We start from the raw sequence: 15,025 nt of genomic DNA on the forward strand, positions 1-15,025 counted from the left end.
CCACTTTCCGCCAATCGCACAGATGATCTCAATAGAGGGGCGTCGTTCGGGAACCGGTCCAATTCGGCCAGTTGCTGAGATTTTATGTGGAGGAAGTGATGACCGAACACACAACCGGACAGGACAATGTCCTGAAGTTCCGATCCCTCGTGGACTCGGACCCTGCCCTGCAGGCCGATGTCGGACGCCATGTGGGCAACGGAACCTGGAATGCCGCCGCGATCGTCGAGATCGGGCAAGCCCGGGGCCTGAATTTTTCGGCCGAGGACATTCAGGCGGTCATGGACCAGGACGACGAACTGTCGGATTTCGAACTTGAACTCGTCGCCGCCGCCGATGCCACGAACTGCATCGACGGTAAGGTCTAGTCGCTAAACGATTGAGACCAGCCCGGTCTCGGGTTGTTGGGCGGCCGAAATGGGACAGGCATTTTTGATATGCGATAGGTCCCGAACATATTTCACGCCAGGAGGTTTGAATGACCGATAACAATGCAGGAACGTCGAATGTACTTAAGTTCCGTTCCCTCATAGACACCGACCCCGCGCTTCAAGCGGACGTGGCGCAACATGTCGGCGACGGCGGCTGGAACAGTGCCGCAATCGTCGAGATTGGCCGAAAGGCCGGGCTCGAATTCTCGACGGAGGACCTCGTTTCCGTCATGGAAGAGGACGACGAGCTGTCGGACTTCGAACTCGAACTGGTTGCCGCCGCCGATTCTGCGAACTGCTACGGCAATGACGTCTAATCGCTAAACGATTGAGACCGGCTCGGTCTCGGTTTGTTGGGCGGCTGAATTGGGACAGGCATTCTTGATATGCGAGAGGTCCCGAACATGTCTCACTATAGGAGGTTTGAATGACCGTTAATGATGCGGGGCAGGCGAATGTCCTGAAATTTCGATCCCTTGTCGACACCAACCCCATGCTTCAGGCTGAGGTGGCGCAGCATGTCGGCAACGGTGCCTGGAACAGCGAGGCGATCGTTGAGATCGGCCGCAAGGTCGGGCTCGAATTCTCGACGGAAGACCTCGTTTCCATCGTGGAAGAGGACGACGAACTGTCGGATTTCGAACTCGAGCTGGTCGCCGCCGCTATGCCGAATGAATGCGTCAACACAGACGCATAATCGTCATTTGACGAATATCACAATCGGGTTGCCGCCTTCAGAGTTGTTACTCCAGCGCCAGGGCGCTGGAGTATCGCTCGTCCACCCAAAGCGGCCCGGCCGGGACGAGGCGCCGCTTCATGAAGCCGATCATCCGCGCGTTCTCGCCGACGGTCTCGTAAACCGCGATCGATTTCGGGCCGTAGATTTCGGCCTGCCGCCGGCAGACATCGTGCAAGCCGGCGACGACCCAACCCAACGCCTGCAGTTCCGGGACGACATAGCCGTTGGTGTAATGGTGATAGCCCTCCGTTTCCGGGCTCTCGCCGAAGATCCAGCCGACCAGACGCCCATGGCGGCGCAGGACGAGCGAGATCGCAGGATCGATATGCGGTTCGAAGGTCCGGTAGTTGAAGGATTCCCTGTCCCCAACCAGCGCGTCCGCGACCGCACGATCTTCATCCGTGATGTCTTCCCAAGGTTCGGCGGCGTATCCAAGACCGGCAAGGCGCCGCATCATCGGGTCCCAGCTTTTCGTCAGCTTTTCGGTCCAATCCGCATGGCCGCCCAGCCGAAACTCCGCGAGTTTCGGGGGCGTCCAGCCGGATGCCCCCAAGAAGGCTTCAAAGACTTCCCGACCGCGGGTCCGGTTCGAATGATAGGCGGTCAGCTTCCTCGACTCTGCGCCCCGTGCCGCCGAAATGGCATGCTGCATCAATCCCCATCCGATGCCGCGGCGCCGGTATCCCCGCGAGACCATGATCGACAGCATCCGCGTTTCGCCCGGGACATCGCCACCCGCCGCCCGATGACGCAACAGGGCGAGACCGACCGGCCGTCCCTCCAGTATCGCGCCGATAGAGGTAACACGGCGGCCCGTCCCATCAGCCGTCGACTCGGCCCCTAGAAGTTCCCGGAAGCGCGGATAGGTCAGTGCCGCGAAGGCCTTGGCATCCGCGCCGTGGACGGGTCCAATCTTAATCATGCCGCACCTCCGTTGCCGTCCGGCCGGATGCCCCGGCATCGGATACGGACAGCAGAGCGAACGTCCCCCACAGGGCGGCGCCGAGGGCCAGAGCGAGTTGCAACACCCTCAAGGTCCGCCGCCGACCGGGATGCAGCAGTTCGGGCATCGTGCCCTGCCCATGCACGCCGGTGAAGTGATCGACGGCCTGCTGCCGGAACAGCGCCCGCTTACGGAACTTCAAGGCGTCCATTCGGGGCTCCTTTCAGAAACTACATCCGATTTTGGAAGGGGGCCCGCCGGTTTTTCCGCGACGAGTCTGCCTTCCGCCATGCGATACACACGGTCGGCCAGCGCCAGGGCGCTGGCCCGATGCGACACGACAAGGCAGGTGATTCCGAGCGCACGGATCGCGCCGAAAATCTCTGCCTGCATGGCATCGGGCAGGGCATTCGTCGCTTCGTCGAGAATCAGCAACTTCGGTTTCCGGACCAGCCGCCGCGCGATCAGGATTCGTTGCTTCTGACCGGTGGAAATGCGTTCGGAATCGACGATCGTCTGAATGCCCATGGGCATGGCATCCAGATCCGCCTCCAACTGCGCCATTCGCGCCGCCTCGCGGATTTCCGCCAAGGTAAAACCAACCTCGCCGCCGATATGCCCCCGGATCGTCATCGCCTGCTCCAACTCGTCGTCCTGAAGCACGGCGCCGATCTCCTCACGCCAGGTGGAGATATCCAATTCTTTCGCTCCGGCCCCGCCGCGCAGGATCTCGCCGCCCTCCAGCGCGTGGAAGCCGAGCACGAGCCGCAACAGCGTGGATTTCCCGCAGCCCGACGGACCGGTCAGCGCGACGATCTCGCCTGGCCCGACGCGCAGGGAAACGTCGTCGACCGCCGGCCGCAGCGCGGTCGGATACCGGTAGCGGACACGGACGAGGTCGAGGCTGCCGTCATTCACCCCCTCTCTGTCCCCCAGGGAAGCCACCGGGGTCGGATCGACCGGGGCCTGGGCAAGAAGGCGCAGTCGGCGCAGCGCCGGCCGGGCATTTGCGATCTCGCACAAGGCACCGGATGCCTGCCGTGCGGCAATGGCGGCCAGAAGGAAGCCCAACACCGTCGCCGCTTGCAGGGGCGATTCCGGCACATCGCGCAGGACCGCGACCACGAACAAACCGGCCGCGGCAAGGACGTACCAGTTCAACGCGGCGTCTGCCGCCGCCTCCCATCGGCGCACCAATCCGGCGGGGCCGCGTTCGGCATCGACCAGCCGCGCCCATTCGGCGAGCGCCTGTTCGGTGCGCACCGACTGCCGCAGCTTGGCCGCGTTCTTCATCAGGGCAGCCAGAATAACCCGGCCGGCCGGACGGCGGCTCAGCAAGGCGGTGGCCGGGCGCGACCGCAACCCGGCCAGTCCGGCCGGCACCAGGGCGAAAGGCAGCATCAGCAACAAGGCAAGCCCGGTCAGGTCCGGCGCAGCCCAGGCGACAAAGGCAAGGCAGGTTACGGTCCCGAACCCCAGCGCCAGCCGCCGCATAGCCCCCCCGCGCAGGAGGGCGAGCAGTTCGGGGACGGCCTGCAGGCTTCGGTTCACCTCCTGCGGTGCGTGACCTTGAATGAACAGCGGTTGGATGCGCATCAGGTGCTGATAGAGGGCGGAATGCGCCGACAGTTCCAGAACGCCCTCGATCCTGTGACCGGCGGCCAGCCTCGTGCCGCACAGGACCAACACGCCAGCCGCCCATAGCGCGACCCCCCCGATCCAGGCCAAGGGCGGTGCACCGACGGACAAGAGCGCGTAAACCCCGATGGGAGCGCCGACCAGAAGGAACGCCAAAAGCAGATCGGCGATCAGGCCCTCCGTCAGGCACCCCGCTATCGGTTTCAGCGGGGCCAGAAAGAAGTCGCGGACCCGAACGGCGGCCGGAGCGAAACACGGATAGAGCCGATACGCGGCCGGTATCAGATTGTCCATCGGGTCCACCGGCGGCCCCGCGCTACCGTCCGCATTGAGGATGTGCCATCGCCCCGACGCATCCCGATCGATCCCGACCGGCCGGCCATCCTGCTTCGTGAAGGCGATCAAGGGTCCGCAGTCCCGCTGCCACCAATCCGCCACGACGAAGCGGATCGGACGGAGCATCAGCCGGTTCTGCCGCGCCATATTCAACAACGCCGCCCGCAGCGTAGCGCCGCCAGGGCGCGAGACGACGACTGACGGAATGCCCGACGCCGTGGCCACGCTTTCGAATGCGAATGTCAGCGCGGCCGGATCGCGCAGCGGCATTGCCCCGGGATCGACCGCATCGGCATCCCCGGCCTGGAAGGGGTTCGTGCCATGCTTCAGGGGCCGCGCTTGCCGTTCTTCGGCCCCGGCTTCCTCCAAACGTCCGTCCGACAACCGAAGCGCCCGGTCGCAGGCGGCGATGGTCGACGCGCGATGGCTGATCATCAGCACCGTCGTCCCGCGCCGCCGAAGATTGCGGAACAGGCGCTGCTCCGTGTCGGGATCGAGCCCGTCGGTCGCCTCGTCGATCACGATCAGGCCCGGGTTGCGCGCCAAGACCCGTGCGAGTTCGATGCGCTGCCGCTGGCCGCCACTGATGTTGCCGGCGCCCGGCGTCAAGGGCGTGTCGAGCCCGTCGGGCAGGCCCGCGATCACATCGTCCAAACAGGCATCCGCGACGGCGTTCCGAAGATCCGCCTCCGTCAGTGTCTCGTCCCAAAGCCGGATATTGTCCCGGATCGTTCCGGGCGCGAAGAACGGATGCTTGTCCAGCCAGCCGATCCGGCGCGCGCAGTCCGCGGGCGGAATGTCCCGGACCGGGACGCCATCAAGGAGGACGTCTCCTGTCCAGGGTTGATGCAGGCCGATCATCAGGGCGGCCAGGGCGGATTTGCCGCCGCCCGACGGGCCGGTCAGCGCGATCCACTCCCCGGGTTCGACCGATACCGTTATCCGCTCAAACAGGGGCGGCTTCACCGGAGAGAAGCCGAACCGCGCATCGCGAACGCGGAGTGCCGCGCCGCCTGCAATTTTGCGCGCGCCTTCCTTTGGCGGGGCCGGTTCCGAGGCGCTGTCGTTCAGATCGTCGAGCGCCGGCAGAGAGATGCGCAGCGTATCCAAGGTCCCATGCAATGTGGAAGCGGCCCGCAGCGGCAGGTGCAGCATTGCAAGCAGACAGAAGATGGAAATGAGGCTTTCCGTCTCGCGTCCCGGCGTCAGCGGCCAGACCTGCAGGGTCAACGCGAGAACCGGCAGCATGAGCCAGAAGACCAGATCCGCCGACGCTTCCGCACCGAGCTTGAAGAGGCCGACGCGCTGCCGGACATCCAGCCGACGCGCGCACAGCCCCATCGCATGGTTGAAGAATTCCCGGTCGCCGCCGCTTGTCTTGAAGGATTCGAAGTTCTCCAGGCTGTGGGACAGTTTCATCCAGTGAATGTCGCGGTCGTCCTGACGCGCCCGCCCGCGCATCGCCGCCGCCCGGTCCGCCGCAAAGTTGAGACCGGCATGGGCGGCTGCCAGGCCGGCTACCGCAAGAGCCGTGGGAAGATGCACAAAGCCGAGCGCGAGAAGGATCATGGGGATGGCAAGAAGCGCCCCGACGGCGGGAAGGACCTTGCGGAACAGCATCTCCGCAACGGCATCGTGGGACCCGACGCGCTGCGCCATCACCGCGTGGACCCGATAGACGAAGAAGGCGTGGGATTGCGTCAGGATATGACGGGCCATGCCGGTCAGCCGGTTCCGGCAATAATGGTCCTCCGCCCGTGACGACGCCCAGGCGGACGCGGCCAAGGCAGCGCCGGTCCCGGCCAGCCCGGCGAACCCCCAGGGTATCCATGTCGCCTCCGCGCCGCCGCCGGAAAGAGGAAGATAGAGAAGCGCGGGAAGCAGCGGCACGGCCCAGACACAATGCGTCACGAAGGCCGCTATCAGAAGACCGGGGGGACAATGCCGATATTGCCGCAGGATACGCCGCCACAATGGGATCGCGCGCCCCCCCGGCACGAACCCGTCGCCCGGCGAGAAGGACAGCGCCACGCCGGTGAAGCTCTCGTCGAACTCCTCCCTCGGCATGGTGTAACGCCCGAAGCCCGGATCGGCGATCTGAACCGTCCGGTCGTCCAGCGCCTCCACCACGGTGAAATGGATGAAATCGGTAAAGACGACCAGAGGGAAGCCAAGACGGCCCAGCCGCTCCGGCTCGGTTCGCACGACCCGTGCCGAAAGGCCGTAATGATCCGCGATGCGCAGCAGGTCCTTGGCGTCGACGCAATCCCGGGACACACCGGATATCCGCCGCAGCGTGTCCAGCTCTACATGGCGGCCGAAATGGGCGAGGATCATCCCCATGGATGCCAGACCGCATTCCGTAGACTGCGTCTGGAAATGCAGGGGCACAGGTTTCATCCGCTGTCCATACAGGCAAAGAACGGCGACCTGCCGGCAGCGGCCGCGCTATTCGCCCACCGTTCCGACCGGACCGTCAAAAGCCGGTCGCCTCCGACACAGGGTCAGACATTGTTGCCGGTGCCGCAGTTCGGTGCCACACCGGCGGCAGCGACGAGCTCAAGCTCGAAATCCGACAAGGCATCATCCTGTTCGAACGCCGCAATCAGCTCCTCTTTCGAAAAGCTCAGACCGTGAGCGGCGGCAAGCGCCACGACCGCGCCGGGATCCCAGGCGTCACCCTTGAAATGCTCAGACAACTCACGCTGCAACGACGCGTTCGAATCAGCGAGGGCGCGAAACTTGAGAACATTCTGGTTGAGTTCGGCGGGCATCTTTTGACTCAATCGGTTGAGGGTGTCGCCAAGTCGCCGCGCCGTTGCGCGGGCGGCATGAGACCACCAGCGTCGCCGGACTTCACCGTTACCCGCAATATCCGCCGGAGCAAATTCGATTGCTCAGGCGTTCCAGCAGCGATGCCCGTCCGTCTGACATACTGCCTGCCAGTCAGCGCGGCGTCGCAGGGTCCGGCCCGGAATCGCGGGATGCCGGCCGATCAAGGGCTTAGATTTTGCTGAGATCGTCGAGAGAATGGCTGGGGCGCTAGGATTCGAACCTAGGAATGCCGGTACCAAAAACCGGTGCGTTAAACCGCTTCGCCACGCCCCAATCGCGTTGGTCTTGCGATGGGGCGCAATCTAATCGGGGCGTCCGGAATGGGCAAGATGCTATTGGACCCCGGCCCGCGCGATTTTTACCGCCCCCCCCAAGCCTAGGAAACGTGCGGACTATTCCCGCTTGGCGGCGATCATCAACATGAACGGGGCGGGATCTTCGCCATGTTCGAAATGCAGGTCCCCCATCGCGGTGACGATGCGGCGCTCGCGGTTCTTCATCGCGGCGTTCAATTCGTAATCGACATGCTGGCTCGGCAGAACCGTCTGGTCGACGAATTCCATGAAGTGGCGCACGACACGGACCGGCGTGCGGTCCATCAGATCGTCCGGGCCGTCAAAATCGTAAGAGCCTTCATTGCCGGTCTTGGCGTCGACCAGGCGGGCGGTAAAAGTGGCCATGGCGGCTATCCCCTTCGAAACGGAGCGCGACCGGCCGGACGCGCGGGCGATAGCTAACCCGGCTTCGGTTACGGTTCCGTGACGGCAGCGGAGATGCTATGCTCCCAGGGTCATTCGGCGCGAGGCGACGGATGACGAGACCCCTGGCATCCGATATGCTGCGCGACCGCTATCCGGCGCGCGTTTCTTTACGACTGACGGTTCCTTTTTCGCCATGGCGTTTCCGCAGCCCTTTCTGGATGAAATCCGTGCCCGCGTGCCGCTGACGCAGCTTGTCGGGCGGCGGGTGTCCCTGAAACAACGGGGGCGCGAGGATTGGTGGGGCCTGTCGCCCTTCTCCAACGAAAAGACGCCGTCCTTTCATGTCCGCGACGACAAGGGCTTCTATCATTGTTTCGCGTCGGGGGAGCATGGCGATCATTTTTCCTGGCTGATGCAGGTCGAGGGGCTGAGTTTCCCGGAAGCGGTGGAGACCTTGGCCGGCCTCGCCGGGATGGAGGTGCCGAAATCCTCCCCCGAGGAGCGCCGCCGGGAAGAGAAACGCAAGGATCTGACCGATGTCGTCGCCTTCGCCGCGGGCTGGTATGCAAAGCAGCTCGACGGCCCCGCCGGGCGCGAGGCGCGCGATTACCTGAAAAGCCGCAGGCTGGAGGCACTGACCGTCGAGACGTTCGGCCTGGGCTTCGCGCCCGACGACCGCGAATCTCTGGCCACCGCCGCCAAGGCGCAGGGCATCGAAATGCCGCAATTGATCGAGGCCGGTCTGTACCGGAAGCCCGATGACGGGCGCAGCCCCTACCCCCTGTTCCGCAACCGCATCATGTTCCCGATCAACGACCGGCGCGGGCGGCCCATCGCCTTTGGCGGCCGATTTATGGGCGACGCGAAGGCGATCGGGGTCGGCAAATACATCAACTCCCCGGACACGCCGCTCTTCGACAAGTCGCGCACGCTCTATAATCTGGACCGCGCCCGCGAACCGGCGCGCCAGGGCGAGCCGCTGCTGGTGGTCGAAGGCTATATGGATGTCATCGCCTTGTGGCAGGCCGGGTTCGTCGCCGCCGTCGCCCCGCTGGGCACTGCCGTGACCGAACATCAGATCGCCGAGCTGTGGCGCTTCCATGACGAGCCGGTCCTATGCCTGGACGGGGATGTGGCCGGTCAGAAGGCGGCGATTCGCGCCGGCGAACGCGCATTGCCGGGGTTGAAGCCGGGGAAGAGCCTGTCCTTCGCCTTCATGCCGGAAGGCGACGATCCCGACAGTCTGGTCAACGGGCCGGGCGGCGCGCGGGAAATGAATACGCTGATCAAACAGGCGCAGCCCTTGTCGGACTTCCTGTTCGAGACGGAAAGCGACGGCGTGCGCCTGGATACGCCGGAGCGCCGGGCCCGGCTGGAAGCGGACCTGTTCCAACTGATCGGCGGGATCGAGGATGAACTCGTCCGTAAAGAGTATCAGCGCGCCTTCCGCGACAAGCTGTGGCAATTGCACCGGAAACACAGCCAGACCCGCCTGAAGCAAACGCGGCGTCAGGCGATCCGCGAGATGCGGGCGACGCGAAATGACGCGCGCGGACCTCAGGCGGAACAGCCCTTCGGCCGCAAACTTCTGGAGACCGCGTCGAAGCGTCTGGTACGCCGCCGTCAGGAAATTGTGCTGGCCACCCTGGTCAACCATCCGGCCCTGATCGAGGAGTTCGACGAGGCCCTGGACGGCATCGCCTTCGACCCCGACCTTGACAAGCTGCGCGCGGAACTTCAAAAACGCGCCCTAGCGGGCGATACGCTTGACCCGAAGGCGCTTACGCACCACTTGATCGCAGGTGGGGCGGAAGCGCCTTTGTCTGCTGTTACCCATCCGGACGTGTTCCGACTGGCGCCGCAGGCCAAGGCCGGCGCCGAACCGCTGGAGGCCCGGCGGTTGTTGGAACATATTCTGCTGATCGGTCAGCAGTCGGTTTTGGTGGGGGAATACCGGACGGCCGGCCGACTTCCGGGGGAGGAAGGCACGGCGGCCGACAAGCGGGACTTGCGATTGGAAGCGCTCCGGCGCTCGGTCGACGCCGGCGAGGGCCGGCTCGGAGCCGGGCTGTCGGACGATGGCGAAGATTACTGATCATTGCGGCCGCGCTCACGGGCGGTGCGGCGGCGTTGGAAGGAAAACGGGCAATATGGCGACCAAAGCGGAATCGAACGAAGCGACCGAGAACACCGAAGAACAAGGCGACGGTCCGGTCCTCGAGGACTCCCATTCCGCGGTTAAGAAACTGCTTCAAAAAGGCAAGGAGCGCGGCTTCATCTCGATCGACGAGCTGAATGAGGCGCTGCCGCAGGAGCAGGTGTCGTCGGAACAGATCGAAGACGTGATGACCATGTTGAACGACATGGGCATCAACGTCGTCGACGGCGACGAGCAGGACGGCGACAACGAAGCGCGCCCGACCGAAGAGCGCGGCGAGGCCAGCACGTCCGATGCCGGCAACATCTCCGATGACGAAGTCGGCCGCACCGACGACCCGGTGCGCATGTATCTGCGCGAAATGGGTTCGGTCGAGCTGCTGTCCCGCGAAGGCGAAATCGCCATCGCCAAACGCATCGAGGCCGGCCGCGAAAAGATGATCGGCGCGCTGTGCGAAAGCCCGCTGACCATGCGCGCCATCACCGACTGGCACGACCAGTTGGTCGAAGCCCAGATCCTGCTGCGCGACGTCATTGATCTGGACGCCACCATGTCCTCCGGCCCCGACGCCGACGATATGGCCGACATCGAAACCGGCGATGAAGAGGCTGGCGAGGTCGAAGAGGTCAAGGCAAGCAATCAGAAAAACCAGAACGACGACGAGGACGACGGGGAAGACGACGGCGAAGACGGCGCGTCCGAAACGGCCGCGAAACCCGCCGCCAAAGCCGAACCGGAAGAGCAGAAGGCCGACGCCGAGGACGGCGAGCCGGCTGCCAATACCGGCGGCGAAGACGGCGACGACGAGGACAATGAAGAAAACAACATGTCCCTCGCCGCCATGGAGCAGGCGCTGAAGCCGACGGTCCTGGAGACCTTCGAGAATATTTCGGCGACCTATGCCAAGCTGCAGCGTGCCCAGGACAAGCGCGTGTCGACCATGCAGCGCGGCGAGGCGGTGTCCCGCTCGACCGAGCGGACCTATGACAAGCACCGCAAGGAACTGATCCAGCTGATGGACGAGGTGCGCCTGAACAACATGCGCATCGAGCAGTTGGTCGAAGAACTGTATTCGATCAACAAGAACCTGATCACGCTGGAAGGCAAGCTGCTGCGCCTGGCGTTGGACAGCAAGATCGACCGCGAAGAGTTCCTGAACAGCTATTTCGGTCGCGAACTGGACCCGAATTGGTTGGAGGAAATGGCGGACAAGTCCAACAACTGGGCCAAATTCGCCGCCAAGAACGCCGCCAAGGTCGAAGAGCTGCGCTCCGGTATTTCCGAGATCGCGAACGAAGCCGGCATGCCGATCCCCGAATTCCGCCGCATCACCTCGACGGTGCAGCAGGGCGAGCGCGAAGCGTCCCGCGCCAAGAAGGAAATGGTCGAAGCCAACCTGCGCCTCGTCATCTCCATCGCCAAGAAATACACCAACCGCGGCCTGCAATTCCTCGACCTGATCCAGGAAGGCAATATCGGCCTGATGAAGGCCGTGGATAAGTTCGAATACCGCCGCGGCTACAAGTTCTCGACCTACGCGACATGGTGGATTCGGCAGGCGATCACCCGCTCGATCGCCGACCAGGCCCGCACGATCCGTATCCCGGTCCATATGATCGAGACGATCAACAAGCTGGTCCGCACCTCCCGCCAGATGCTGCACGAGATCGGCCGCGAGCCGACGCCCGAGGAACTGGCCGAAAAGCTGGCCATGCCGCTGGAAAAGGTACGCAAGGTCCTGAAGATCGCGAAGGAGCCGATCTCTCTCGAAACCCCGATCGGGGACGAGGAAGACAGCCATCTGGGCGATTTCATCGAGGACAAGAACGCGATCCTGCCGTCCGACGCCGCGATCCATTCGAACCTGCGCGAAACCACGACGCGGGTCCTGGCCTCGCTGACGCCGCGTGAGGAACGCGTGCTGCGCATGCGCTTCGGCATCGGCATGAACACCGACCACACATTGGAAGAGGTCGGTCAGCAGTTCAGCGTCACCCGCGAACGTATCCGCCAGATCGAGGCGAAGGCGCTGCGGAAGCTGAAACATCCGAGCCGCAGCCGCAAACTGCGCAGCTTCCTGGATTACTGATCGCTCGAACGATGCTGTCCCTCAGGATCGCGGCTCCGGATGACAAGGATCTGTGTCGGAAATCCTGAAGGACAGTTATCCGGCCGGTCTCGCCAGCCATTACCCGCCTGCAATTCTCGACGCCGTCCTGCCGCTGATGTGTCTGGCCCATCCGGTCATGCTGGCTCGCGGGACCTATTTTATCGCGACCCTAGACGGTCGGCCGGCGGGCTGCGGCGGCTGGTCGAACGCCGCGCCCGGCGGGGTCGGGATGGAACCTGGGCTGGCCCATATGCGTCATTTTGCAGTACGGACCGGCGCCATGCGCCGGGGCGTCGGGCGGGCCCTCTATGACCGTTGCGCCTTTGAGGCACGCACGCTCGGCTATGACCGCGTGGTAACCGAAGCCGCGCTCAACGCCGAGGGTTTCTACGCGGCGCTCGGCTTTCAGGCGCTGGGTCAGGAAAGCGAAGAAATCAACGGCGTGCCGTTCCCCTATATCCGGATGGAGCGGCAGCTGTAGGAAAGGCAAGCGGGATGCAGGGATACAGCGGGGGCGCGTTGCGGACGGTTCTGGATCGGGCCGTTGGGCCCTATCTCTGGCGCCCCTGGTACGATCAGGTCGCAACCCCCGCCGTCGCCAAGGTCTTCTTCCCCCTGTCCCGTGCCTGGGCCTCCGCGCTGGCGGCGCAGGGTGATCTCGACCGGTTTCACGCATCTCTGGACGACGGACCGCCACGCCGCACCCTGGGGGCCGGCACCTTGCGGATGGTTCATTCGGCCGCCCTGGCCCATGATTCCGCTCGCGCGACATGGGACACGGCCTTTTTCGGCGACCGGCGGGGCAATCTCGCCTATCTGGAACGGGCGCGGCTGAAGGCGGCGCAAAGGTTGATGGCCTTGCGGGCCGCCTTTCTGCCCGGACAATTGGAGCGCCCCTTCCCTTCCGTCAAATTCGGCATCGCGGACGAAGCCGCCGTCTCCGCCCGTCACGCCGCCCGCTTGGAGGCCCCGGACGGCCTCGCCCTCCCCGATCTCGGCATCCCGATTCGCGAAAGCAGGCGGGTGACGCTGGATGGTGCCCATTGGTCCTGGCTGCGTTTCGATCCGCCGGCCGAATTCCGGACCGATGCGCCGGTTGAGGCCAGGGTCCGGCTTCCGGGTCAGGAACGGCCGCGCGGCACAGTGATCTTCGCCCATGGCATCGGGATGGAAAGCGAGTTCTGGGGCGATCGCGGCAGCGTCACCGACTGGTATCTGTCGCACGGATACCGCGTGGTCGAACCGCAGGGTCCGTGGCACGCCTATCGCCGGCGCCCTGGCTATTACGGCGGGGAACCCATATTGGCGCGCGGCCCTGTCGGATTGCTGGACTATTCCTGGGCCCACCTGCGTGAGTTGGGCCGCCTGATCGCCTGGGCAAAAGCTTTCGGCGACGGGCCGGTGATGATCGCCGGAATCAGCCTGGGCGCGCTGACGGCGATGCAGCTGTTGAGTTGGGCACGCCATTGGCCCGACGCTGCGAAGCCGGATTTCGCGATGCTGATCGCCCCGGCCGCCTCCCTGACGGAGGTCACCTATCGCGGTTCTCTGACAGGCGGGCTGGGCGTGCCGGACGCGCTGCGCGCCGCAGGCTGGGACGAGGATAAAGCCGCGCGCTGGGCACCGCTTCTGGACGCGGGCTACGCGCCCGGTATCGATCCGGCGCGCATACTTTGCGTGCTGGGCGATGTCGACGAAATCACGCCCATCGCGTCGGGCCGGGACCTGGTCACGCGCTGGGGGCTTCGGGACGAAAATGTCTTCACCCGGCCCCAGGGCCACTTTTCCGTCGCCCTGGGCCTGACCGCCGCGCCGGAACCGCTGGTCCGGGGGCTGGCGCTGATGCGGGGCTGATCCCCACCCATGCGTAATTCGCGGGACCGCCACGCGGAACACGCGCGGTTTTTATCCTTTGAGAAAAATCGGTTATCATCGATATAGCGCCATCGCGGTGCCGACCGATCACGGTTCGGCCCGCGGCTTTTCTACAGGACGGCCATGGACGGGTTACAGCTGGATGGTTTGGCGGCGGGCGCCACAATTCGCCCCGCGGAACTAACGGATCTCGACGATCTGGTGGCGCTGGAGGCGCGCTGTTTCGAAACCGACCGGATCAGCCGCCGCAGCTTCCGGCACCTGTTGACCAAGGGGCATCAGGCGGCCCGTGTCCTGATCGCACCCGATGGCGTGACGGCGGGCTATGCCGTCGTCCTGTTCCATCGCGGAACGTCCCTGTCTCGGCTCTATTCCCTGGCCGTGCTGCCGGAACGGCGCGGACTGGGCTATGCGCGGGCGCTTCTGGCGGCGGCGGAAGCAGCGGCGGCGGAAGACGGAGCGGCCTATCTGCGCCTGGAGGTGCATGCCGGGAATGAGGACGCGATCTCGCTGTACCGCCAGTCGGGCTATAAGCCCTTCGGCCGGATCGCGGGCTATTACCAGGATGGCGGCGACGCGCTGCGCCTGGACAAGGCGCTGATCGGCAAGCGACCGTCCGGGGTGGAAAGCTTCCCCTATTACGCCCAGAGCCTGAATTTCACCTGCGGACCGGCCTGCCTGATGATGGCGATGGCCGCGCTGGACAAGACCTATGACATGAACCGGATCGAGGAACTGCGCCTGTGGCGCGAATCGACGACCGTTTTCATGACGCGCGGCCCAGCGGGCTGCTCGCCCTATGGCATGGCGCTGGCGGCGGCGGAACGCGGCTATAAGGTCGGCGTCCATGTCCGCGATCCGGACATGATGTTCATCGATACGGTCCGCCGCGCCGAGAAGAAGGACGTGATCCGTCTGGTGCAGGAGGATTACCTGGCCCAGCTTGAGGAGAAAGGCGTCCCGGTCGACAACATCGCCCTGACCCTGGGCGAGTTGCAGGACCTGCTGGCCGAGGGGGCCGTGCCGATCGTCCTCATCTCCACCTATGCGCTGGACCGCGAGAAGGTGCCGCATTGGGTCGTCGTCGTCGCGATGGACGACCGTTTCGTCTATGTGCACGACCCGTTCGTCGATCCCGATGTCATTCAAAGCCAGACCGACCGCATGGCGGTGCCGATCCCGCGCGACGATTTCGAACGTATGTCCCGCTATGGCCGCGCCCGCCAGCGCGCCGCCCTCATCCTGCAGCGTTAAGGAGA

Annotated in this window: 13 protein-coding genes and 1 tRNA gene; 8 read left to right on the plus strand and 6 right to left on the minus strand. The window is 64.7% G+C overall.

Going from position 1 to position 15,025, the window contains the following annotated elements; translation table 11 throughout:
* Positions 1-98: 98 nt before the first annotated feature.
* From ACO06O_RS02545 to ACO06O_RS02555, 3 genes are all read left to right on the plus strand, one after another.
* Complete coding sequence (locus tag ACO06O_RS02545) at positions 99-368, plus strand: hypothetical protein (protein WP_421875958.1); 270 nt, start codon at positions 99-101, stop codon at positions 366-368.
* Positions 369-478: 110 nt separating this feature from the next.
* Positions 479-748: a Nif11-like leader peptide family RiPP precursor gene (locus ACO06O_RS02550; RefSeq protein ID WP_421875960.1), complete on the plus strand. Its 270-nt coding sequence runs from the start codon at positions 479-481 to the stop codon at positions 746-748.
* A 110-nt stretch (positions 749-858) separates the two neighbouring features.
* A complete protein-coding gene (locus ACO06O_RS02555) occupies positions 859-1,128 on the plus strand; it encodes a hypothetical protein (protein WP_421875962.1) in 270 nt (89 codons plus the stop codon).
* Between the two features lie 46 nt (positions 1,129-1,174).
* Here the strand turns inward: ACO06O_RS02555 and ACO06O_RS02560 are convergent, their stop codons facing one another.
* The 6 genes from ACO06O_RS02560 to ACO06O_RS02585 form a co-directional block, all read right to left on the minus strand.
* The gene (locus ACO06O_RS02560) at positions 1,175-2,092 is read right to left on the minus strand and encodes a GNAT family N-acetyltransferase (protein ID WP_421875965.1); all 918 of its coding nucleotides are present in this window, start codon (positions 2,090-2,092) and stop codon (positions 1,175-1,177) included.
* Positions 2,085-2,324 (minus strand): hypothetical protein, encoded by a 240-nt coding sequence (locus tag ACO06O_RS02565; RefSeq protein WP_421875967.1) that lies wholly within the window; start codon positions 2,322-2,324, stop codon positions 2,085-2,087. The genes ACO06O_RS02560 and ACO06O_RS02565 overlap by 8 nt, the downstream gene beginning before the upstream one ends.
* The gene (locus ACO06O_RS02570; protein ID WP_421875969.1) at positions 2,312-6,487 is read right to left on the minus strand and encodes an ATP-binding cassette domain-containing protein; all 4,176 of its coding nucleotides are present in this window, start codon (positions 6,485-6,487) and stop codon (positions 2,312-2,314) included. The genes ACO06O_RS02565 and ACO06O_RS02570 overlap by 13 nt, the downstream gene beginning before the upstream one ends.
* Before the next feature lie 104 nt (positions 6,488-6,591).
* Positions 6,592-6,861, minus strand: a complete 270-nt coding sequence (locus ACO06O_RS02575) for a hypothetical protein (RefSeq protein WP_421875971.1) — start codon at positions 6,859-6,861, stop codon at positions 6,592-6,594.
* A 257-nt stretch (positions 6,862-7,118) separates the two neighbouring features.
* Positions 7,119-7,195 (minus strand) — tRNA-Gln (locus ACO06O_RS02580).
* 119 nt (positions 7,196-7,314) lie between these two features.
* Positions 7,315-7,602, minus strand: a complete 288-nt coding sequence (locus ACO06O_RS02585; RefSeq protein WP_420418093.1) for a hypothetical protein — start codon at positions 7,600-7,602, stop codon at positions 7,315-7,317.
* A gap of 214 nt (positions 7,603-7,816) precedes the next feature.
* Here ACO06O_RS02585 and dnaG point away from each other — a divergent pair, with 214 nt between their 5' ends.
* The 5 genes from dnaG to ACO06O_RS02610 all read left to right on the plus strand — a co-directional run bounded on the left by dnaG (position 7,817) and on the right by ACO06O_RS02610 (position 15,020).
* Positions 7,817-9,718 (plus strand): DNA primase, encoded by a 1,902-nt coding sequence (gene dnaG, locus ACO06O_RS02590; RefSeq protein WP_421875973.1) that lies wholly within the window; start codon positions 7,817-7,819, stop codon positions 9,716-9,718.
* Between the two features lie 55 nt (positions 9,719-9,773).
* On the plus strand, positions 9,774-11,870 hold the full coding sequence (rpoD, locus tag ACO06O_RS02595) for an RNA polymerase sigma factor RpoD (RefSeq protein WP_421875975.1): 2,097 nt from the start codon (positions 9,774-9,776) through the stop codon (positions 11,868-11,870).
* Between the two features lie 52 nt (positions 11,871-11,922).
* On the plus strand, positions 11,923-12,372 hold the full coding sequence (locus ACO06O_RS02600) for a GNAT family N-acetyltransferase (RefSeq protein WP_421875977.1): 450 nt from the start codon (positions 11,923-11,925) through the stop codon (positions 12,370-12,372).
* A 14-nt stretch (positions 12,373-12,386) separates the two neighbouring features.
* On the plus strand, positions 12,387-13,745 hold the full coding sequence (locus ACO06O_RS02605) for an alpha/beta hydrolase (protein WP_421875981.1): 1,359 nt from the start codon (positions 12,387-12,389) through the stop codon (positions 13,743-13,745).
* 144 nt (positions 13,746-13,889) lie between these two features.
* Positions 13,890-15,020 (plus strand): peptidase C39 family protein, encoded by a 1,131-nt coding sequence (locus tag ACO06O_RS02610; protein WP_420418088.1) that lies wholly within the window; start codon positions 13,890-13,892, stop codon positions 15,018-15,020.
* The last annotated feature ends 5 nt before the right edge of the window (positions 15,021-15,025 follow it).

Origin of the sequence: Pacificispira sp., assembly GCF_965228185.1 — a bacterium.
In the GTDB taxonomy this organism is placed as follows: Bacteria; Pseudomonadota; Alphaproteobacteria; order UBA8366; family Aestuariispiraceae; genus Pacificispira.